This window comes from Nocardioides sp. REDSEA-S30_B4, from assembly GCF_001627265.1.
Lineage (GTDB): Bacteria > Actinomycetota > Actinomycetes > Propionibacteriales > Nocardioidaceae > Nocardioides.
Window position 1 is genome coordinate 61,078 of sequence record NZ_LUPI01000005.1, and the last position, 20,467, is coordinate 81,544.

The window sequence follows — 20,467 nt, forward strand, 5'->3', positions numbered from 1 at the left end:
GCCGCCCACAGTAGCAGCAGGTCTCAGGCGGAGGGCCGGACCGTCGCCCCGGACGTGTCGACGGCCAGGTGCGAGGACCACCAGCCCTGCGGCGTACGTGCGAGGACCGCGCGAGTGGTCGCGCCGTCGGGGCCGTCGGTGAAGGCCAGGACGGTGGGTCCGGCACCGGAGACCACCGCAGGGACGCCGTCGGCCCGCAGCTCCTCGACCAGGGCGAGCGACTCCGGCATGGCCGGGCGGCGGTAGGACTGGTGGAGGTAGTCGCGGGTCGCGAGCAGCAGGTGCTCGGGCTGACCCGCGAGGGCGGCGACCAGCAGGGCGGCACGCCCCGCGTCGGCCGCGGCGTCGGCGTGCGGCACGGAGTCGGGGAGCAGGCCGCGCGCCATCTCCGTGGAGACCGGGGTCGGCGGCACCAGGACGACCGCCCCGACCCGCGGGTCGACGGCCGACGGCACGGCGTAGAACTCCCCCTCCTCCTGACCGGAGACCACGAACCCGCCGAACAGGGCGGGCGCGACGTTGTCGGGGTGCCCCTCCAGCCGGGCGGCGAGGCGCAGCAGCGAGTCGTCGTCGAGCAGCAGCTCGCCGCCGGCGACCAGGGCCCGGGCCAGGACCACGCCGCCGACGATCGCGGCCGAGGACGAGCCCAGCCCCCGCGCGTGCGGGACCACGTTGCGGCACGAGAGCCGCAGGCCGGGCGGCTGCTCACCCAGCAGCTCGAACGCCGCCCGCATGGAGCGGACGACCAGGTGGGACTCGTCGAGCGGCACCTCGCCGGCCCCGGCACCCTCGACCTCGACCACCAGGCCCGAGGCCAGGACCTCGCCCTCGAGGTCGTCGAACAGCGCGAGCGCCAGCCCGAGGGAGTCGAAACCGGGACCGAGGTTGGCCGACGTGGCCGGGACCGAGACCCGGACCGGTCCCTCGACGAAGGTGACCACGCCGGGTCAGGCCAGCCCGGCCGCGGCGGCCGCCGCGTCCACGTCGGCGTCCACGACCGTGTCGACGATGCCGGACCCGCCCGCGGAGAAGGCCTCCAGGGCGGTCGCGGTGTCCTTGAGCCCGTGACCGGTGACGGTGATCACCACCGTGGATCCCCGGTAGGACTCGCCCTGGGCCAGCTCCTGGAGCAGCCCAGCGACACCGGCGGCCGACGCGGGCTCGACGAAGACGCCGTCGTGGCTCGCGAGCTCGCGCTGGGCGGCCAGGATCTGGTCGTCACTGACGGCGGCGAAGCGCCCCTCGGACTCCTTGGCGGCCTTCTCGGCCAGGTGCCAGGAGGCCGGGTTGCCGATCCGGATGGCGGTCGCCTTGGTCTCCGGGTCGGGGAACGGCTCGCCGGTGACCAGCGGCGAGGCACCCTCCGCCTGGAAGCCGCGCATGACGGGCCGCTTGGTGGCCTCGCCCAGCTCGGCGTACTGCGTGTAGCCCAGCCAGTACGCCGAGATGTTGCCTGCGTTGCCGACCGGGAGCAGGTGGTAGTCGGGGGCGTCGCCGAGGAAGTCGACGACCTCGAACGCGGCGGACTTCTGCCCCTCCAGGCGCACCGGGTTGACGGAGTTCACCAGGGCAACGGGGTAGGCCTGGGACAGACCCCGGGCCATGGCCAGGCAGTCGTCGAAGTTGCCGCGCACCATGATCACCTGGGCGCCGTGCAGGATCGCCTGGGCCATCTTGCCGGCGGCGATCTTGCCCTCGGGGACCAGCACCAGCGGCTTGAGCCCGGCCTTGGCCGCGTAGGCGGCCATGGAGGCCGAGGTGTTGCCGGTGGAGGCGCAGACCACGGCCTTGGCGCCCTCGTGGACGGCCACCGAGATGGCCGCGGTCATGCCGCGGTCCTTGAAGGACCCGGTGGGGTTGTCACCCTCGACCTTGAGGTGGACCTCGGCGCCGGTGAGGCCGGAGAGCCACTCGGAGTGGACCAGCGGGGTGCCACCCTCACGCAGCGTCACGGCCGGGGTGCCCTCGGGGATGTCGAGCAGGTCGCGGTACTCCTCGACCACGCCCCGCCACTGCTGGGTCCGGCTCGTCCCGGTCACTCTGCTCCTCCTTCGACGCGCATCACCGAGGTGACCTCGCGCACGATGTCCATCTGCTGCAGGTGCGTCACGGTCGCCGAGAGCTGGGCGTCGGTGGCGTCGTGGGAGACGACGACCAGCTGGGCGTCGTCGCCGCGCCCCTCCTGGCGCACGGTCTGGATGGAGACGCCGTGCTCGGCGAAGGCCAGCGCGACCGCGGCCAGCACACCCGCCTTGTCGTCGACGTCGATCGCCACGTGGTAGCGGGTGACGGTCTCCCCCATCGGGAGCACCGCGCGGTCGGTGTAGGCCGACTCGCCAGCGCCGCGGGTCTCGGAGAGCCGGTTGCGGGCCACGGTGACCAGGTCGCCCAGCACGGCGGACGCGGTCGGCGACCCGCCGGCGCCCGGGCCGTAGAACATCAGCTGACCCGCGGCGTCGGACTCGACGAACACCGCGTTGTAGGCCTCGCGCACCGAGGCCAGCGGGTGGCTGCGCGGGATCATCGCCGGGTGCACGCGCACCGCGACGGCCTCCTCGCCGTCGGGCTGCACCCGCAGCTCGCAGATGGCGAGCAGCTTCACCACGCAGCCCATGTCGGCGGCCGACGCCACGTCGGCCGCGGTGACCTCCGAGATGCCTTCACGGTGCACGTCGGCGGCGGTGACCCGGGTGTGGAAGGCCAGCGAGGCCAGGATCGCGGCCTTCGCGGCGGCGTCGAAGCCCTCGACGTCGGCGGTGGGGTCGGCCTCGGCGTACCCGAGCTCCTGCGCCTCCTCCAGGGCCTCGGCGAAGCCGGCACCGGAGGAGTCCATCTTGTCGAGGATGAAGTTGGTGGTGCCGTTGACGATGCCCAGGACGCGGGTGACCCGGTCACCGGCCAGCGACTCGCGCAGCGGCCGCAGGATCGGGATCGCGCCCGCGACGGCGGCCTCGTAGTAGAGGTCGCGGCCGGCCTTCGCGGCCGCCTCGAAGAGCGTCGGGCCGTCCTCGGCCAGCAGCGCCTTGTTGGCGGTCACGACCGAGGCGCCCGACTCCAGCGCGGAGAGGATGAGCCCGCGGGCGGGCTCGATGCCGCCGATGACCTCGACGACGAGGTCGGCGCGGGTCACCAGCTCGGCGGAGTCGGTCGTGAGCAGGCCGTCGGGGACCTCGACCTCACGCTGTGCGTCCAGCCGGCGTACGCCGACGCCCACGAGCTCCACGGGGGCCCCGATGCGCGCCGCCAGGTCGTCGGCCTGCTTGTCCAGCAGCCGCACCACCTGGGACCCGACCGATCCGCACCCCAGCACCGCCACCTTCAGCGGCTCGATGTCCACGCCGCTCATCAGAGATCACCCACGTCAGTCGCCAACAGGTCGTCCTCAGTCTCACGTCGCACGACGACGCGCGCGACACCGTCCCGCACCGCGATCACCGGCGGCCGCAGGACGTGGTTGTAGTTGGAGGCCAGCGAGCGGCAGTAGGCGCCGGTCGCGGGCACCGCGACGAGGTCGCCCGGGACCACGTCGCCGGGCAGGAACTCGTCCTTGACCACGATGTCGCCGGCCTCGCAGTGCTTGCCCACGACACGCGCGAGCACGGGCGCCGCGTCGGAGGCGCGGTTGGCGACCGTGCAGGAGTAGTCGGCGTCGTACAGGGCGGTGCGGACGTTGTCGCTCATCCCGCCGTCGACGGAGACGTAGGTGCGTCGGGCGCCGCCGTCCAGGCGCACCTGCTTGACGGTGCCGACGGAGTAGACCGTGCACATCGACGGGCCGACGATGGCGCGGCCGGGCTCGATCGACAGGGCGGGCCGGGCGATGCCCAGGGCGCGGCACTCGTGCTCGACGATCTCGCGCATGCCCGCCGCCAGGTCCGCGGGGTCGGCCGGGTCGTCCTGGGTGGTGTAGGCGATGCCGAAGCCGCCCCCGAGGTCCATCTCGGGCATCTCGACGCCGAGCACGGTGGCGACCTTCGCGTGCAGCGCCAGGACCCGTCGGGCCGCGACCTCGAACCCGGAGGTGTCGAAGATCTGGCTCCCGATGTGGGAGTGCAGGCCCAGCAGGCGCAGTCCTGGGGCCTCGTGCACCCGGCGCACCGCCTCGAGCGCGTCCCCAGCGGTGATGGAGAACCCGAACTTCTGGTCCTCGTGCGCGGTGGCGATGTACTCGTGGGTGTGGGCCTCGACGCCGGCGGTCACCCGGACCATCACGCCCACCTCGCGGCCGGCCCCGGCCGTCACGGCGCCCAGGCGCTCGATCTCGTGGAAGGAGTCCACGATGATGCGTCCCACGCCCAGCCGCACGGCCCGCTCGAGCTCGGCCACGGACTTGTTGTTGCCGTGGAACCCGACCTTCTCCATCGGGAAGCCCGCCCGCTCGGCGACGGCGAGCTCGCCGCCCGTGCACACGTCGAGGTGCAGGCCCTCCTCGTGGATCCAGCGGGCGACGGTCGTGCACAGGAACGCCTTGCCGGCGTAGAACACGTCGAAGTCGTCGAACCCGTCGCGGAAGGCCGCGGCGCGGGCCCGGAAGTCGGCCTCGTCCAGGACGTACGCCGGGGATCCATGCTCGGCCACGAGGTCGGTCAGCCGCACGCCCCCGACCTCCAGGACCCCGTCGACTTTCGCGGCGGTGCTCGACCACAGGTGCTGGACCAGGGCGTTGGGGTCACCGGGCTCGCGCAGCCAGGAGGGTCCGCGCAGCGCGCCGGACGCGTGGGCCCAGCCGGCCTCGTGGGTGTGGCTCATCGTCGCTCCTCCCCCGCGTCACATGCGCTCGGGCGCCGAGACGCCGAGCAGGTCGAGGCCGTTGGCGAGCACCGTGCGGGCCGCCACGGTGAGGACCAGGCGCGCGTGGTTGACCGGGCCCGCGGGCTCGTCGCCCTGGGGCAGCATCCGGCACTCCTTGGTGTCGTACCACTTGTTGAAGACCGACGCGGTGTCCTCGAGGTAGCGGGCCACGCGGTGCGGTGCGCGCAGCTCGGCGGCGGCAGTCACCACCCGGGGGAACTCGGCGAGCGCCCGGAGCAGGTCGCCCTCCCGCTGGTGCGAGAGCAGCCCGGCGTCGAAGCCCGCGACCGCGTCGTCGAGGGACATGCCCAGGTCGGCGGCGTTCTCGACCATCCGACAGGTCCGGGCGTGGGCGTACTGCACGTAGAACACCGGGTTGTCGTTGGTGGCCCGGGCCCAGAGCTCGAGGTCGAGGTCGATGTTGACGTCGCTGGAGTAGCGCGCCAGGGCGTAGCGGCCGGCGTCGACCCCGATCGCCTCCACCAGGTCGTCGATGGTCACCACGGTGCCGGCCCGCTTCGACATCCGCATGGGCTGGCCGTCGCGGAGAAGGTTGACCATCTGGCCGATGAGGATCTCGAGGTTGGTGCCGGGGGTGTCCCCGAACGCCGCGCACATCGCCATCATCCGGCCGACGTAACCATGGTGGTCGGCGCCCAGCATGATCAGGCACCGGTCGAAGCCACGCTCGCGCTTGTCGAGGTAGTAGGCCAGGTCACCGGAGAGGTAGGCGCCGTTGCCGTCGGACTTGATGACCACCCGGTCCTTGTCGTCACCGAACTTCTCGGTCGACAGCCAGGTGGCGCCGTCCTGCTCGTAGATGTTGCCGAGCTCGCGCAGCCGCTCGACCGCGCGCTGCACGGCACCGGACCTGTGCAGCTGGTCCTCGTGGAAGAAGACGTCGAAGTCCACACCGAAGTCGTGCAGGCTCTTCTTGATCTCGCTGAACATCATGTCGACACCGACGGCGCGGAAGACCTCCTGCGGGTCCTCGGACTCAAGGGCGTCGGGACGCTGCTCGAGCACGGCCGCCGCGATGTCGTGGATGTACTGGCCGCCGTAGCCGTCCTCGGGGGCCGGCTCGCCCTTGGCGGAGGCCAGCAGCGAGCTGGAGAACCGGTCGATCTGGCTGCCGTGGTCGTTGAAGTAGTACTCGCGGGTGACCTCGGCCCCGGACTTCTCGAAGATCCGGCCCAGCGCGTCGCCCACGGCCGCCCAGCGCACGCCGCCGATGTGGATCGGGCCGGTGGGGTTGGCCGAGACGAACTCGAGGTTGATGCGCTCGCCGTCGAAGGAGTCGTTGGCGCCGTACGTCGAGCCGGCCGCCACGATGTCGGCGGCCACCTTGCCCTGGGCATCGGCGGCGACGGTGATGTTGAGGAAGCCGGGGCCGGCGATGTCGACCGCGGTCACGCCCTCGGAGGCGAGCAGGCGCTCGCTGACCAGCTCGGCGAGCGCGCGGGGGTTCGTCCCAGCCCGCTTTGCCAGCTGCAGCGCCACGTTGGTGGCGTAGTCACCGTGCTCCTTGGATCGCGGTCGCTCCACCGTCACGTTCGCAGGGACGCCGTCGGGGAGGGTCAGGAGACCCTCGTCCGTCAGCGTCTGGAGGACGTCGACGATCGTGGTGGAGAGCTGCTCAGGAGTCACCCGGCAACCCTATCGGCGGCCCGCCGGACGCCCCGCATCGATATCCACGGCCGGACGGGCCCCGTGTCGGACGTCCACCTGCAGCGTGTCGTCGTGCCCGATTCGGCACCCCCCTCGCCGGGTTGTAGGGTGAGCGCGCTCCGCAGCCCGGTCGTCCCGGGCGGGGAGCATGCCTCCGTAGCTCAGGGGATAGAGCACTGGTTTCCGGTACCAGGTGTCGCAGGTTCGAATCCTGCCGGAGGCGCCCACACCCACCGCTCCCGCGGGCCGTTCCCAGCGGCCCCGAGCACCGCTCCGTCACACCGCCCCACCGGGGCCCTCCGGGACGGCCCACGGACAGATCCCGGTCGCTTGTACACCCCTGCTCAAGTCCCCCGCCCCTCCTGCCGATGCCCTCCCAGCGTGGGACGCGGGACCGGTGGTCCGAACGGGCTGGTCCAGACCACCCGAAGTGACTACCTAACCCCTCGGCGTCCGGGCCGTTCTACCTGCTGAGGTTCGTCGACTCGACGAAAGCCTCCCGGGAGGGGAGGGGTGCTTCACACACTCTTCCTGGCTACCACCGCTGAACCATCCAGCGACGACGAAAGTAGGAAGTGTGAAGAAGTCCCTGAAGAGGGCCGTGGCCGTCTCCGCCGTCTGCGCGGCCGGCCTGGCGGGCACCCTCACCACCACGACCACCGCGACCGCGGACGAGGCCGCCAAGTACGGGCCGTTCGTCGCGCAAGACCCCGCTAAGCGGGTCACCGACTTCGGCATGACCGCGCTCGCCTACGGCACGAAGGTGAGCCTGGGCGGCGTGGACATCAAGTCGCTCAAGGACGCCAAGAAGATCCAGGCATGCACCCGCACGGTTGGTCATCAGCGAATCGCGCCGTCCGAGCTCAGCACCCAGAAGATCACCGCGCTGCTCGGCGATGCCCTGCCGGTCGATCTTGCAGGCCTGATCCATCTCTCGCCGAGCACCAGTTACACCGAGACCTACAAGACCGACGACGGCGTCACCGGCGTCCGGGCGACCAACCTCCTCGGCGACATCGTCTTCGGGGCGAAGGAACTGGCCCCCGGTGTCGAGTTGCCCACCTTGGAGATCAAGGGACTTGAGGCCGTTGCCGACTCCTTCCACGACCCGGCCGACCTCAACCAGGATGGCAATCCTTTCGGAACGGCTGAATCGTTCGGCTTCAAGTCGCTGAAGCTCGTCCTCCCCGAGGGCGGTGTGATCGGCGAGACCCTAAACATGCTTCTGGAGAACCTCGGTCTCGGTGACACCGAGGTCGTCAACGAGATCATCAACGTGCCGCTCGGCATTCTCGTCGACACACTGAACGAGATCATCGACCTTGCGGATCCGATCCTGGGCGACGTCATCGAGATTCCGGGCCTGGGATCGATCGGCCTCGGCTCCTCCTTCAGCAAGGTCCAGGATGGCTTTGCGTCCTCCGGCGCCAACGCCCTGCAGATCGAGATCGACCCCACCGAGGCTGAGAACGACTCCGTGGCCCTCCTGAAGCTGGGCTACGCCCAGTCCCGAATCGGCGCACCGGCTCGGTCAAGCGTCTTCCGCTCGACCATCATGGGCCTGAATTTCAAGGCGCTTCGCTTCAGCGAGAACCAGGAACTGCTCCACCTGGGAGGCATCGGCACCGAGGCGATCCCGTGCGAGGGCACGGCCGGCGAGAAGGTCACCAAGGCCATCGAGGGGTCTCGTACGATTCCGCTGAACATCCCCGGCCTGGGTGGCCTGGCGACGCTCAACGGCATCGAGTACTCCTACAAGGCCAAGCAGATGTCTCGGGGACGCGCACGTTCGGTGGCGACGTCCACCCTCGGTTCCCTTGAGATCCCGGCTCTTGACTTGGTGATTGAGGGCGTTCAGTCCAAGCTCAAGTTGCGCAGTACCGGCAAGCAGGGCGTGGCCGTTCGCGGCGCCAAGAAGCCCAAGTTCAAGCTGGCCCGAGTCCTGTACAAGGGCGAGGAGCTCCTCCCGCCCGGTGGCCTGCGGATTGGCGAGACCGTGGAGTTCGTGGTTGAGCAACTCAACAACACCAACGGTTTCATCACGTTCGGCCCCCGCGCGACCAGCAACCACTACGGCGGCAAGCTGGCGGCGACCCGCCTGACGATCGGCGACATCTTCACTCTCGACCTCGGCTGGCTCGAGTCGCAGATCTACCCCAAGTGACGCATGCTCGCTGAGGCGCTCCACGGCCTCGGCGACCTGACCGGCACCGCCGGTCCCCCCCACCTCCCGAACCGGGGCGGTCCTCCCAGAGGATCGCCCCGGTTCTGCGTCCCGGGTCTCGAGGCTCCTCGCTGGCGCTCGTCGCACCTCGACCAGCGGGAGTGGCTAGCAGCCCGGCGGAAGGGTGGCGTCGTTGCGGGCGGCGTTGCCGTAGCGGCGGGCAGCAGCGACGTTGGGCACCACGATGCTCGCGCCGCCGACGTTGCCGATCCGGCCGGGCACCACGCAGGTGGAGATGCGGCCCGGGTCCACCCGGGCGACGAGCTGGCCGAGGCGGAACAGCGTGGCCGGCCCCTCCCCCGTCGACATGTGCTGCAGCACGCTCAGCACCCCGCGCTCGACGAAGCCGGGGCGGGCGGACTGGGACCGCACCCGCGCGTGGATGCCGCGCAGCACCCGCTGCTGGTTGGCGGTCCGGGCGAAGTCACCGCCGGCCAGCGTCTTGCGGATCCTGGCGAAGGCCATCGCGTTGTAGCCGTTGAGCCGGATGCGCCCGGCTGCGAAGCCCCGGGGCTTGAGGTTCTCGTCGGAGAAGCGCCGCGGGTTGCTCACGGTGATGCCGCCGATGTCGTCGACCATGTCCTCGAAGAACGGGAAGCGGGTCACGAACACGTAGTCGGGCTGGATCCCCACCAGGTTGCCGACGGTGCGTCCCAACAGCTGCGGGCCGCCGTAGACCATCGCCGCGTTGACCCGGCCGCGGCCGAACCCGGGGATCGGCACGTAGGAGTCGCGCGGGATGCCGATCGCGGCCGCCGCACCGGTGCGCGGGTCGATGCCCACCAGCTGCAGCGCGTCACCGCGGGTCCGGGTCATCGACTGCCCCGGGCGGGCGTCCGACCCGACCGCCAGGATCCACACGGTCCCGCGCCCGACGTCGAGCCCCGTCGCATGCCGCATGCCGACCAGCACCGACTCCTCCGGCGCCACCTGCGAGTCCGGGACGACCGCGCCCGTGGTCGCGAGGACCGCCGTCAGGGCAGCCGCCCTCGCCGTACGCCGCCAGCCGCTGCGCGCCCGCGTGCTCATCGGCCGCCCCTCTCCCGCTTCGCCTCCTGCTTGGTCTGCCCCTTCGTCTGCCCCTTCGCCTGGCCCTTCGTCTGGCCCTTCGTCTGGCCCTTCGTCTGGCCCTTCGTCTGCCAGGGCCCCTGGGTCACGTCGAAGCCGAACACCTTCCACCCGCGGTCGAAGGTCAGCAGCAGCCGGCCCTGCACACGGATGCGCTTCTCCACCTCGCCGGTGGTGCGGTAGTCCATCCGGGTCCGCGCCGTCACCGCCCGCGCCCTGCCACCGGTGGCGAGCACGTCCACGGCGACGCGGCGCCGCAACGGCACCAGGTCGTCGATCCGGTCCCCCAACCGGGCACTGGTCATCAGGTCGCGCTGCTGCCAGGCCTGGGCCGAGGCGGCGCGGGTGAACCCGGGGAACGAGCCCTGGTAGCGCCGGCGCGGGTAGTCGGCCTCGACGAAGGCGGCGTCCCACCACCCGTCGACGACGCCCGCGACCCGCGCGGCGACCTGCCGGTGCTGCTTCGGGGAGAGCCGCCCGACCCGGGCACCCCGGACCACCGTCGTACGCACCTGGCCGGTCCGCTCACCGCCGTCGGAGCCGGCGCGCTGGCCCCGCGGCCCCGACGAGCCCTCACCGTCCTCGCCCGCGGTGCAGGCACCCAGCGGGACGACCAGCACCAGGGCGCCCGCGGCCAGGCCGGCGCGGCGCAGCGGTGAGTGACCGGAGGGGTGGCGGCGACGTCGCCGGCGCCTGGCGGGGTGGGGCACGCAAGCTCCTCGGAAAGTGCTCGGGGGAAGGGTCGGGGCCGCATCGGGACCCGGGAGGGTGTGGCGTCCACGACACCCTGCCCGAATACCGTCCCTGTCCTGGGTATTTGTACCGGCGGGGGTCTAGCCTGGGTGATCGCAATCCCACCCTCGCGCGCTCATCTGAAAGAGGCGAATCAAGCCGTGCCGCAGTCCCCTGGCAGCTCCTCCTCCACCGGCTCCCCCGAGGTCGCGAACGACTTCGGTGCCAACGAGTGGCTCGTGGAGGAGATGTTCGACCAGTTCCAGAAGGACCCGAGCAGCGTCGACCCCGCCTGGGCGGCGTTCTTCAAGGCCCAGGGCAACGGCCAGGGCAACGGCTCGACCAGCGGCTCGACCAGCGGCTCCGCCTCGAACGGCTCCTCCCCGAAGGCGGCCCCGGCGCCCTCGAAGCCGGCCGCCGCGCCCGCCCAGAAGAGCGAGAAGCCTGCGGCGAGGACCGAGACCAAGCCCGAGTCGAAGCCCGAGTCGAAGAGCCCGGAGCCCGCCAAGGCTCCCGCACCGGTCGCCAAGCCTCGCCCGGAGAGCAAGGCCGCCGAGGTCAGCAAGGGCACCTCCTCGCCCATGCCCAAGGAGACCAAGCCGGCCGCGAAGGCCGAGGCCAGCGACGAGCCGACGTACACCGTCCTGCGCGGCGCCCCGGCCCGTACGGCGCAGAACATGGACGTGTCCCTGACCGTCCCGACCGCCACGTCGATCCGCTCGGTGCCGGTCAAGCTGCTGTGGGACAACCGCACCGTCATCAACAACCACCTCGCGCGTGCGCGCGGCGGCAAGGTCTCCTTCACCCACCTGATCGGCTACGCGCTGGTCAAGGCGCTGAAGTCGATGCCGGAGATGAACAACGCCTACGCCGAGGTCGACGGCAAGCCCAACCTGGTCACGCCGGCGCACATCAACCTCGGTCTGGCCATCGACATCAAGAAGGGCGAGACGCGCCAGCTGCTCGTCCCCAGCATCAAGGCCTGCGAGACGATGGACTTCGCCGGCTTCTGGACCGCCTACGAGGACGTCGTCACCAAGGCCCGCGACGGCAAGCTGACCGTCGCGGACTTCCAGGGCACCACGATCTCGCTGACCAACGTCGGCGGCCTCGGCACCAACCACTCGGTGCCGCGCCTGATGACCGGTCAGAGCGCCATCATCGGCGTCGGCGCGATGGAGTACCCGCCCGAGTGGCAGGGCGCCTCGGAGGAGGCCATCGCCCGCAACGCCATCTCGAAGGTCATGACCCTGACCTCGACCTACGACCACCGCGTCATCCAGGGCGCGCAGTCCGGTGAGTTCCTCAAGCGCGTCCACCAGCTGCTGCTGGGCCAGGACGGCTTCTACGACGAGATCTTCCGCTCGCTGCGCATCCCCTACCAGCCGATCCGCTGGGGCGCGGACATCGCGACGTCCCACGACGACGAGATCTCCAAGCAGGCCCGGATCCTCGAGCTGATCCACGCCTACCGCGTGCGCGGCCACCTGATGGCCGACACCGACCCCCTGGAGTACCGCCAGCGCACCCACCCCGACCTCGAGATCGAGAACCACGGGCTGACCCTGTGGGACCTCGACCGCGAGTTCGCCACCGGCTCCTTCGGCGGCGAGGGCCGTCGCTTCATGAAGCTGCGCTCGATCCTGGGGATCCTGCGCGACTCCTACTGCCGCACGACCGGCATCGAGTACATGCACATCATGGACCCCGAGCAGCGCCGGTGGCTCCAGGAACGCATCGAGCAGCCGCACGTGAAGCCGCCCCGCGAGGAGCAGCTGCGCATCCTGCTCAAGCTCAACCAGGCCGAGGCCTTCGAGACCTTCCTGCAGACGAAGTTCGTCGGCCAGAAGCGCTTCTCGCTCGAGGGTGGCGAGACCACCGTCCCGGTGATCGACGAGATCTGCGAGGCCGCCGCGGAGGCGGGCCTCGACGAGGTCACCATCGGCATGGCCCACCGCGGCCGCCTCAACGTGCTGGCCAACATCGTCGGCAAGAACTACTCCCAGATCTTCCGGGAGTTCGAGGGCAACATCGACCCGCGCACCGTCCAGGGCTCCGGCGACGTGAAGTACCACCTCGGCGCCGAGGGCGAGTTCACCGCCGAGACCGGCTCGACGGTGAAGGTCTCGGTCGCGGCCAACCCCTCCCACCTCGAGGCCGTCGACCCGGTCCTCGAGGGCATCGCCCGCGCCAAGCAGGACGTGCTGGACCGCGGGCTGGAGTACCCCGTCCTGCCGATGCTGGTCCACGGCGACGCAGCCTTCGCCGGCCAGGGCGTCGTCGCGGAGACGCTCAACCTCTCCCAGCTGCGCGGCTACCGCACCGGCGGCACCGTCCACGTGATCGTCAACAACCAGGTCGGCTTCACCACCTCGCCGGGCTCCTCGCGCTCCTCGCTGTACTGCACCGACGTGGCCCGGATGGTCCAGGCGCCGATCTTCCACGTCAACGGCGACGACCCCGAGGCCTGCATCCGCGTCGCGCGGCTGGCCTTCGAGTACCGCCAGGCCTTCCACAAGGACGTCGTCATCGACCTGGTGTGCTACCGCCGCCGCGGTCACAACGAGGGCGACGACCCGTCGTACACCCAGCCGCTGATGTACGACCTGATCGAGCAGAAGCGCTCGGTGCGCAAGCTCTACACCGAGTCCCTCATCGGTCGTGGCGACATCACGATCGAGGAGGCCGAGCAGGTCCTCAAGGACTACCAGCAGCAGCTGGAGCGGGTCTTCACCGAGGTGCGCGAGGCCACCAGCCAGCCCTCGGGCTGGACCACGGTCCCCGACTACCCCGACAAGCCCGCCGGCGAGACCCGCACCTCGGTCGACCTCGACGTCCTCAAGCGGATCTCCGACGCCTACGTCACCCCGCCCGAGGGCTTCACCGTCCACCCGAAGGTGATGCCGCAGCTGCAGCGTCGCGCCACGTCGATCACCGAGGGCCCCATCGACTGGGGCACCGGCGAGATCCTCGCCTTCGGCTCGCTGCTGATGGAGGGCCGTCCGGTCCGCTTGGCCGGCCAGGACTCCCGTCGCGGCACCTTCGTGTCCCGCTTCGCCACCATCATCGACCGCAGGAACGCCGACGAGTGGACCCCGCTGTCCTCGCTCACCGAGGACCAGGCCAAGTTCTACGTCTACGACTCGCTGCTCTCGGAGTACGCCGCGCTGGGCTTCGAGTACGGCTACTCCGTGGCCCGTCCCGAGGCGCTGGTGCTGTGGGAGGCGCAGTTCGGTGACTTCGTCAACGGCGCGCAGACGGTGATCGACGAGTTCATCACCAGCGGCAAGACCAAGTGGCGCCAGGACTCCGGCGTCGTGCTGCTGCTGCCGCACGGCTACGAGGGCCAGGGCCCCGACCACTCCTCCGCGCGCATCGAGCGGTTCCTGCAGATGGCCGCCGACGAGGCGTTCGTGGTCGCCCAGCCGTCCACGCCGGCCTCCTACTTCCACCTGCTGCGACACCACTCGCTCGGCGAGGAGCACCGCCCGCTGATCGTCTTCACGCCGAAGTCGATGCTCAAGCGCAAGGAGGCCGCCTCGACGCCCGAGGAGTTCACCTCGGGCTCGTTCCGCCCCTTCATCGGCGATGCCGACGCGGACCCGCAGAAGGTCGACACCCTGCTGCTGTGCAGCGGTCGTGTCACCTGGGACCTCATGGTGGACCGGGCCAAGCGGGAGAACCCCGAGCGCTTCGCCATCGCGCGCATCGAGCAGCTCTACCCGCGTCCGCTCGACGACATCAAGGCCGAGATCGCCCGCTACCCCCACCTCAAGGAGGTCCGGTGGGTGCAGGACGAGCCGCGCAACAACGGCCCCTGGCCGCACTACGCGCTCAACGCCTGGTCCGAGGTCGACGCCACCGTCGTGCCGGTCACCCGGCCCGAGTCGTCCTCGCCGTCGGTCGGCACCGTCAAGCGTCACCAGGCCGAGCAGAAGGAGCTGCTCGACCAGGCGTTCGCCTGACGGGGACGCTGATGTACTTCACCGACCGCGGCATCGAGGAGCTGGTCTCGCGCCGGGGTGACGAGGAGGTCACCCTGGGCTGGCTCGCCGAGCAGCTCCAGGCGTTCACCGACGTCCACCCCGAGCACGAGTCGGCCGTGGAGCGCCTCGCGACGTGGCTGGCGAGGCTCGACGACCCGGAGGACTGAGTCCACACCGTCGTACGACGAGAGGGCCCGTGACGAGAACCTGTTCTCGTCACGGGCCCTCTCGCTCTAGGGTGCTGGGCATGACCTCGCTCGACCAGTCCCCCGACGTCGGCAGCCCCGACGCCGACACCCCGACGTACCCGCCCGCGCCGTGGACGATGGACGGCCAGCTGTGGTTGTCGCTGTTTCGGGTCGGGCACGACGTGGACGCCCTGCGCCCGCGCGGTGTGTACGGCGTCGCGCTGGTGTCCTACGAGGAGCCCAGCCCCCTCACCTACTCCGAGCTGCTGGTGGCGCGGGTCGTGAAGGCCCCCGTCAGGGCGGTGTCGATCACCGACATCTGGGTCGACTCCCCCGCCTCGGTGGCCGGCGGTCGGGGGCTGTGGGCGATTCCGAAGGAGCTCGCCGACTTCCGCCGCACCAGCGAGCGCGGGACCGTGCGCGAGCGCACGTCGTGGTCGGTGGACGTGGAGGGACGACCCGTGGTCCGGGCCCGCTTCACCGACGCCTCGCACGCCGTGCCCCGGGTGCGCTTCAAGGGCGCCACCTGGCAGCCGCCCATCGACGACCACGTCGACCCCGTCACAGCCACGCTCACCGGGTCCGCGAAGGCCGCACCGTGCCGCTCGGCCTGGGAGATCGCCCCGGACGGGCCGCTGGGCTGGCTGGCCGGAGCCCGCCGGTTGGCGTCGTTCCGCCAGACCGGCTTCCGGATGACCTTCGGCTAGTCCAGCTCCTCGGGCGCCGGCGGCTCCTGCTGCTCGGCGGCCCGCTTCGCGGCGTCGCGGATCTCGAACACCTCGGTGGCCAGGCCGCCGATCGCGCCGGCGACGTCCTTGACCGCGGAGGTGAGGATGCCGGCGACCTCACCGACGGTGTGGGCGGTCGCCTCGACGGTGCTCTGCACCGCGTCCTTGCCGATCTCCGCCTTGCTGATCCGGTCCTTGCCGGTGGGGCCGCTGGTCATGGGGACAGTCTGGCCCGCCGCGGGGCGGCGGGCCAGGTGTCGTGCCTCACGGGCTGGATCCGGCGGCGGGTCAGGCGGCCGCCGCGGCCACGTCGGAGCCCGCGGCCGGGGTCGCCTTCGGCGTACGACGGCCGGGGAGCGCGAGGCGGCAGATCTTGGCGAACACGCTGCCGACCTGCTTGTGCAGCGGGCCGGTGTTGTAGGGCAGCCCGTAGCGCTGGCAGATCTCCTTGACCTCCTCGGCGACCTCGGGGTAGCGGCGCGCCGGCAGGTCGGGGAAGAGGTGGTGCTCGATCTGGTGGGACAGGTTGCCGCTCATGACGTGGAAGAGCGGGCCGCCGGAGATGTTGGCCGAGCCGAGGACCTGGCGGTAGTACCAGTGCCCCCTGGTCTCCTGACCGTCCTCACCGTCGCGGCACTCCTCCTCGGTGAACGTCTCGACCCCGGCCGGGAAGTGGCCGCAGAAGATGATGTTGAACGCCCACACGTTGCGCACCAGGTTGGCGACCGCGTTGCCCGCGAAGGTCAGCGGGAACAGCGGGCCGGTCAGTGCCGGGAAGAGCAGGTAGTCCTTGAGCGCCTGGCGGCGGATCTTGCGCATCAGCCCGGGGTAGAGCGGCTTGTTGTCCTCGAGCTTGCGCTTGCCGGACACGATGTTCTCGACCTCGAGGTCGTGCAGGGCCACGCCCCACTCGAACAGCACCATCAGCAGGAACGCGTAGACCGGGTTGCCCAGGTAGTAGGGCCGCCACTTCTGGTCCTCGTCCATCCGCAGGATGCCGTAGCCGATGTCGCGGTCCTTGCCCAGGATGTTGGTGAAGGTGTGGTGGATGTAGTTGTGGGAGTACTTCCACTGCTCACCGGGGCACACGGTGTCCCAGTCGAACATCCGCGAGTTCAGGCCCGGGTCGCCCATCCAGTCGTACTGGCCGTGCATGACGTTGTGGCCGATCTCCATGTTGTCGAGGATCTTCGACAGCGAGAGCGCGGCGACGGCCAGCGGCCAGGCGGGGGGCAGGTAGAACATCGCGCGGCCGGCGACCTCGAGGCCGCGCTGGTACTTCACTACCTTGCGGATGTACTCCGCGTCGGCCTCGCCGAGGTCGGCCAGGACGCGCTGGCGGATCGCGTCCATCTCCTCGCCGAACGCCTTGAGCTGCTCGGGCGTGAGCGGGACCTTGCTGGAGACGGGGCCGGTGGTGGGGCCGGTGGTGGGTGCTGCCTGGGTGGTGGTCATCAGGTGTTCCCTTCGATCGGAGGGGCGAGGGCGGAGCGTGCGGGAGTGACGGGTGGAGCGTGCGCGAGTGACGTCTCGGCGTCAGAGGTCGACGACGCAGTCACCGACGGGGGCCGAGACGCAGACACGGACCTCCTCGTCGGGCAGCGAGGACTCCTCGCCGGTGAGGACGTTGCGGACGGTGCCGCTGGACTTGGTGGCGGTGCAGGAGAAGCAGATGCCCATCCGGCAGCCGGAGGTCGGGCGCAGACCGAGCGCCTCGGCCTGCTCCAGCAGAGTGGCACCGGTGTTGGCGGCCTGCCTGCCCGCCCGGGAGAAGGCGACGTCGCCCTCGGCGGCACCCGAGGGCACCACGCTGGCCACGTTGAACAGCTCGGTGCGCAGGCGGGTCGAGTCGGCGTACGCCTCGCGGACCAGGTCCAGCATCGGGCCCGGGCCGCAGGCCCACGTGTCGGTCTCGGCGTACGCCGGCACGAGGCGACGCAGCTCGAACTCGCTGAACACGCTGCCGTGGCGCAGCACGACGTCGACGTCGTTGTCGGCCGCGGCGATCCCGGCCAGCTCGTCGGCGAAGATCTGGTCCTCGGCCGAGCGGGCGTAGTGCAGGAAGGTGACGCGGCGGCCGGCGCGACCGTCGTACCCGTCGCGCAGCAGGGTGCGCAGGATCGCCATGGCCGGGGTGATGCCCGAGCCGCCGGTGAGGAAGAGCAGGTGGTTGTTGGTGGGGGTGGCCGGGCTCTCCTCGAGCACGAAGTCGCCCTCGGCCTGCGAGAGGTGGACGATGTCGCCGGGCTGGGCGCGCTCGACCAGCCAGCGCGAGACCGACTGGCCGGGACGGGCCTCGCCCTGCGCGCGGACGGTGATCGTGATGGTCTCCCCCGGCAGCGAGGCGGCCGAGGAGATCGTGAAGCAGCGGGTGGTGCGGCGGCTGCCCGGCAGGTCGACGCCGACCTGGACGTACTGCCCGGCACGGTGACCGCGCCAGGTGCTCGTCGGCTGGAGGGTGATCGTGGCGACCGGGTGCTCACCGCCGGTCTCGCGGTGGACCGAGAGGACGCGGGCGCGGACCTCGTTCGCCGCCCACATCGGGTTGATCTGCTCGAGGTAGCGGTCCACGCCGTGCGGGGAGGTGAGTGCGGCGACCGCGCGGGAGCGGAGGATGGTGCCGGCGAAGCTCATGACATCTCCTGTCGTGGGTGAACGTCCGTGCACTCAATGTTGCGGGAGTCCTCTTGCGAAGGTCAAGAACCACGCCGGTGACGCCGACCACCCCACCCCGTGAGCGTGGACACACGTGCACTGACAGGACGAACTGCCGGACCGATACGCTGGGCCGGTGAGCGAGACCCGCCCCGAGAGCCGACTCGAGCGCAAGGAGCGCACCCGACGCGCGATCCTCGACGCGGCCCTCGAGCTGTGCGAGGACTCCAGCCTCGTCGCCCTCTCCCTGCGCCAGGTCGCCGGACGCGTCGGCATCGTGCCCACCGGCTTCTACCGGCACTTCGAGTCGATCGAGTCCCTCGGCATGACCCTGGTCGACGAGTCCTTCGCCTCGCTGCGCGCCATGCTGCGCGACGTGCGCCGGATGGACCGCGACTTCTCCGGTTCCTTCGCGGTCATCGTCGACCGCTCGGTCGAGATCCTGGTCGAGCACGTGGCCCGGCAGCGTGCGCACTTCGCCTTCATCGCCCGCGAGCGCACCGCCGGGCCGCCGGCCGTGCGCGACGCGATCCGGCACGAGATCGACCTGTGCGAGCGCGAGCTGGCCACCGACCTCGCCCGGATCCCGGGCACCGACGCGTGGAGCGGCGAGGACCTGCGGATCCTGTCCAACCTCATCGTGCACGCGATGGTCTCCACCGCGGAGTCCCTCATCGCCGCCGCCGGGCGCCCGGCGATGGAGGAGCAGATCGCCGCCACCGCCCGCACCCAGCTGCGCATGGTCATCATCGGGGCGCTGCAGTGGCGCTCCCGGGCCGGCGACTAGCGCGGCTTGACGGTCAGGTCGGGGATCGTGGCGTCCCCAGGCAGGTCGAGGACGTGCAGGATCGCCTCGACGACGGTCGAGGGCTGGACCCAGTCCGCGGCGTCGTACTCCTTGCCCTCCTGGGCGTGCACCTTCTCCTGCATGGGCGTGGCCGTCCGACCCGGGTAGACCGAGCTCACCCGGACACCGTGCGGGGCCTCCTCGCCGCGCAGGGAGTCGGCGAAGGCACGCAGGCCGTGCTTGGACGCGGCGTACGCCGACCACTGCGGGTGGGCGAACAGCCCGGCGCCGGAGTTGACCAGGACCACCGTGCCCCGGGCCGCTCGCAGCGCCGGCAGGGCGACCCGCGTGAGCACCGCCGGCGCCACCAGGTTGACCTGGAGCTGCTCGGTCCAGGCCTGCACCGACAGGTCGGCGACCGCGCCGAGCTCCACGACGCCGGCCGCGTGCACCACCGAGTCGAGCCGCTCCGGCAGGTCCAGCGCCTCGGCGTCGCCCGGCGACGCGAGGTCGGCGACGAGCGGCCGGGCGCCGGGAAGCACGGCGGCCATCTCCTCGGCCCGCTGCGCGCTGCGTGCGACGACGAGCACCTCGTCACCGCGCTCGAGCAGGGCGCCGGCGAGCAGCTCGCCGATGCCCGAGCCGGCGCCGGTCAGCAGGTGCGTGCGGGTCACCGGGCCAGGACGATCTTGCCGAACACGTCGCCCTCGACCATCGCGGCGAAGCCGTCGGCGGCCTTCTCCATCGGCAGTGTCCTGTCGACGAGCGGGCGGGCGCCGGTGGCGTCCAGCAGCGAGACCAGCGAGGCCAGCTCGTCGCGGGTGCCCATGGTCGAGCCCACGACCGAGAGCTGGAGGAAGAAGATCCTGGTGAGCTCGGCGTCGTCGAGCTTCGGGCCCGAGGTGGTGCCGGAGATGACGATGGCGCCTCCGGGGCGCAGCGAGCGGATCGAGTGGGACCACGTGGCCCGGCCGACGGTCTCCATGACCGCGTCGACCTTGACCGGCAGGCGCGCGCCCGACTCGAAGACCTCGTGGGCACCGATCTCCAGCGCCCGGGCCCGCTTGGCCTCATCGCGGCTGGTGGCCAGCACCTTCAGCCCGGCCGCACGCCCCAGGATGATGCAGGCGGTGGCGACGCCGCCGCCCGCGCCCTGCACGAGCACGGTGTCGCCGGCCTTGAGGCCGCCCCGCGTGAAGAGCATGCGGTACGCCGTCAGCCACGCGGTCGGCAGGCAGGCGGCCTCCTCGAAGGACATCGAGGCCGGCTTGGGCACCACGTTGCGGCGCGGCACGACGACCTTGTCGGCGAAGGTGCCCTGGTGGCGCTCCGACAGCAGCGACCGCCGCGGGTCCAAGGTCTCGTCGCCGGTCCACGACGGGTCGCTGACGACGGCGTGCACGACGACCTCGCGGCCGTCCTCGTCGTAGCCCGCGGCGTCGCAGCCAAGGATCATCGGCAGCGACTCCTCCTTCAGCCCGACGCCCTTGAGCGACCACACGTCGTGGTGGTTGAGCGAGGCCGCCTGGACGGTGACCGTGGTCCACCCGTCGGGGGCCACCGGGTCGGGCCGCTCCCCCACGCGCAGCGCGGAGAGCGGGTCGTCGGCGGAGAAGGAGTCGGCGTAGACGGCGAACATG

Annotated in this window: 17 protein-coding genes and 1 tRNA gene; 6 read left to right on the forward strand and 12 right to left on the reverse strand. The window is 71.2% G+C overall.

What is annotated here, in order from left to right:
• Positions 1–23: 23 nt before the first annotated feature.
• Genes thrB through argS form a run of 5 tightly spaced genes read right to left on the reverse strand, consistent with a single transcriptional unit; the run spans position 24 to position 6,438 of the window.
• On the reverse strand, positions 24–941 hold the full coding sequence (thrB, locus tag A6R01_RS00925) for a homoserine kinase (protein ID WP_292602511.1): 918 nt from the start codon (positions 939–941) through the stop codon (positions 24–26).
• Positions 942–947: 6 nt separating this feature from the next.
• Positions 948–2,039: a threonine synthase gene (gene thrC, locus A6R01_RS00930; protein ID WP_292602514.1), complete on the reverse strand. Its 1,092-nt coding sequence runs from the start codon at positions 2,037–2,039 to the stop codon at positions 948–950.
• Positions 2,036–3,346, reverse strand: a complete 1,311-nt coding sequence (locus A6R01_RS00935; protein ID WP_292602517.1) for a homoserine dehydrogenase — start codon at positions 3,344–3,346, stop codon at positions 2,036–2,038. The genes thrC and A6R01_RS00935 overlap by 4 nt, the downstream gene beginning before the upstream one ends.
• A complete protein-coding gene (lysA, locus tag A6R01_RS00940; RefSeq protein WP_292602520.1) occupies positions 3,346–4,749 on the reverse strand; it encodes a diaminopimelate decarboxylase in 1,404 nt (467 codons plus the stop codon). Before lysA ends, A6R01_RS00935 begins: the two co-directional genes overlap by 1 nt.
• 18 nt (positions 4,750–4,767) lie before the next feature.
• A complete protein-coding gene (gene argS, locus A6R01_RS00945; protein WP_292602522.1) occupies positions 4,768–6,438 on the reverse strand; it encodes an arginine--tRNA ligase in 1,671 nt (556 codons plus the stop codon).
• A gap of 171 nt (positions 6,439–6,609) precedes the next feature.
• Here argS and A6R01_RS00950 point away from each other — a divergent pair.
• Together A6R01_RS00950 and A6R01_RS00955 are read left to right on the forward strand one after the other, a co-directional pair.
• Positions 6,610–6,682: transfer RNA gene (locus tag A6R01_RS00950), tRNA-Arg, on the forward strand.
• Positions 6,683–7,036: 354 nt separating this feature from the next.
• On the forward strand, positions 7,037–8,623 hold the full coding sequence (locus A6R01_RS00955) for a hypothetical protein (RefSeq protein ID WP_292602524.1): 1,587 nt from the start codon (positions 7,037–7,039) through the stop codon (positions 8,621–8,623).
• A gap of 165 nt (positions 8,624–8,788) precedes the next feature.
• Here the strand turns inward: A6R01_RS00955 and A6R01_RS00960 are convergent, their stop codons facing one another.
• The gene (locus tag A6R01_RS00960) at positions 8,789–9,712 is read right to left on the reverse strand and encodes an LCP family protein (protein WP_292602526.1); all 924 of its coding nucleotides are present in this window, start codon (positions 9,710–9,712) and stop codon (positions 8,789–8,791) included.
• On the reverse strand, positions 9,709–10,461 hold the full coding sequence (locus A6R01_RS00965; protein WP_292602528.1) for a hypothetical protein: 753 nt from the start codon (positions 10,459–10,461) through the stop codon (positions 9,709–9,711). Before A6R01_RS00965 ends, A6R01_RS00960 begins: the two co-directional genes overlap by 4 nt.
• A 183-nt stretch (positions 10,462–10,644) precedes the next feature.
• On the opposite strand from A6R01_RS00965, the gene A6R01_RS00970 reads away from it, so the two are divergent.
• From A6R01_RS00970 to A6R01_RS00980, 3 genes are all read left to right on the forward strand, one after another.
• Complete coding sequence (locus A6R01_RS00970) at positions 10,645–14,448, forward strand: multifunctional oxoglutarate decarboxylase/oxoglutarate dehydrogenase thiamine pyrophosphate-binding subunit/dihydrolipoyllysine-residue succinyltransferase subunit (RefSeq protein WP_292602531.1); 3,804 nt, start codon at positions 10,645–10,647, stop codon at positions 14,446–14,448.
• 11 nt (positions 14,449–14,459) lie between these two features.
• A complete protein-coding gene (locus A6R01_RS00975; protein WP_179530548.1) occupies positions 14,460–14,636 on the forward strand; it encodes a DUF6104 family protein in 177 nt (58 codons plus the stop codon).
• Positions 14,637–14,716: 80 nt separating this feature from the next.
• Complete coding sequence (locus tag A6R01_RS00980; protein WP_292602534.1) at positions 14,717–15,364, forward strand: acetoacetate decarboxylase family protein; 648 nt, start codon at positions 14,717–14,719, stop codon at positions 15,362–15,364.
• Here the strand turns inward: A6R01_RS00980 and A6R01_RS00985 are convergent.
• From A6R01_RS00985 to A6R01_RS00995, 3 genes are all read right to left on the reverse strand, one after another.
• Positions 15,361–15,603 (reverse strand): hypothetical protein, encoded by a 243-nt coding sequence (locus tag A6R01_RS00985; RefSeq protein ID WP_292602537.1) that lies wholly within the window; start codon positions 15,601–15,603, stop codon positions 15,361–15,363. The two genes, A6R01_RS00980 and A6R01_RS00985, sit on opposite strands and share 4 nt — an antisense overlap.
• Before the next feature lie 70 nt (positions 15,604–15,673).
• Positions 15,674–16,840 carry an acyl-CoA desaturase gene (locus A6R01_RS00990; protein ID WP_292602540.1) on the reverse strand — a complete coding sequence of 389 codons (1,167 nt, stop codon included), beginning with the start codon at positions 16,838–16,840 and terminating at the stop codon, positions 15,674–15,676.
• Between the two features lie 81 nt (positions 16,841–16,921).
• Positions 16,922–18,019: a ferredoxin reductase gene (locus A6R01_RS00995; protein WP_292602543.1), complete on the reverse strand. Its 1,098-nt coding sequence runs from the start codon at positions 18,017–18,019 to the stop codon at positions 16,922–16,924.
• 157 nt (positions 18,020–18,176) lie between these two features.
• Here A6R01_RS00995 and A6R01_RS01000 point away from each other — a divergent pair, with 157 nt between their 5' ends.
• On the forward strand, positions 18,177–18,827 hold the full coding sequence (locus tag A6R01_RS01000) for a TetR family transcriptional regulator (protein ID WP_292602546.1): 651 nt from the start codon (positions 18,177–18,179) through the stop codon (positions 18,825–18,827).
• Here A6R01_RS01000 and A6R01_RS01005 read toward each other — a convergent pair.
• Together A6R01_RS01005 and A6R01_RS01010 are read right to left on the reverse strand one after the other, a co-directional pair.
• Entirely contained in the window at positions 18,824–19,501 is a 678-nt protein-coding gene (locus tag A6R01_RS01005) for an SDR family oxidoreductase (RefSeq protein WP_292602549.1), read from the reverse strand. The two genes, A6R01_RS01000 and A6R01_RS01005, sit on opposite strands and share 4 nt — an antisense overlap.
• Positions 19,498–20,466, reverse strand: coding sequence for a zinc-binding dehydrogenase (locus A6R01_RS01010; protein ID WP_292602552.1), 969 nt, complete (start codon positions 20,464–20,466; stop codon positions 19,498–19,500). The genes A6R01_RS01005 and A6R01_RS01010 overlap by 4 nt, the downstream gene beginning before the upstream one ends.
• Between the last annotated feature and the right edge of the window lies 1 nt (position 20,467).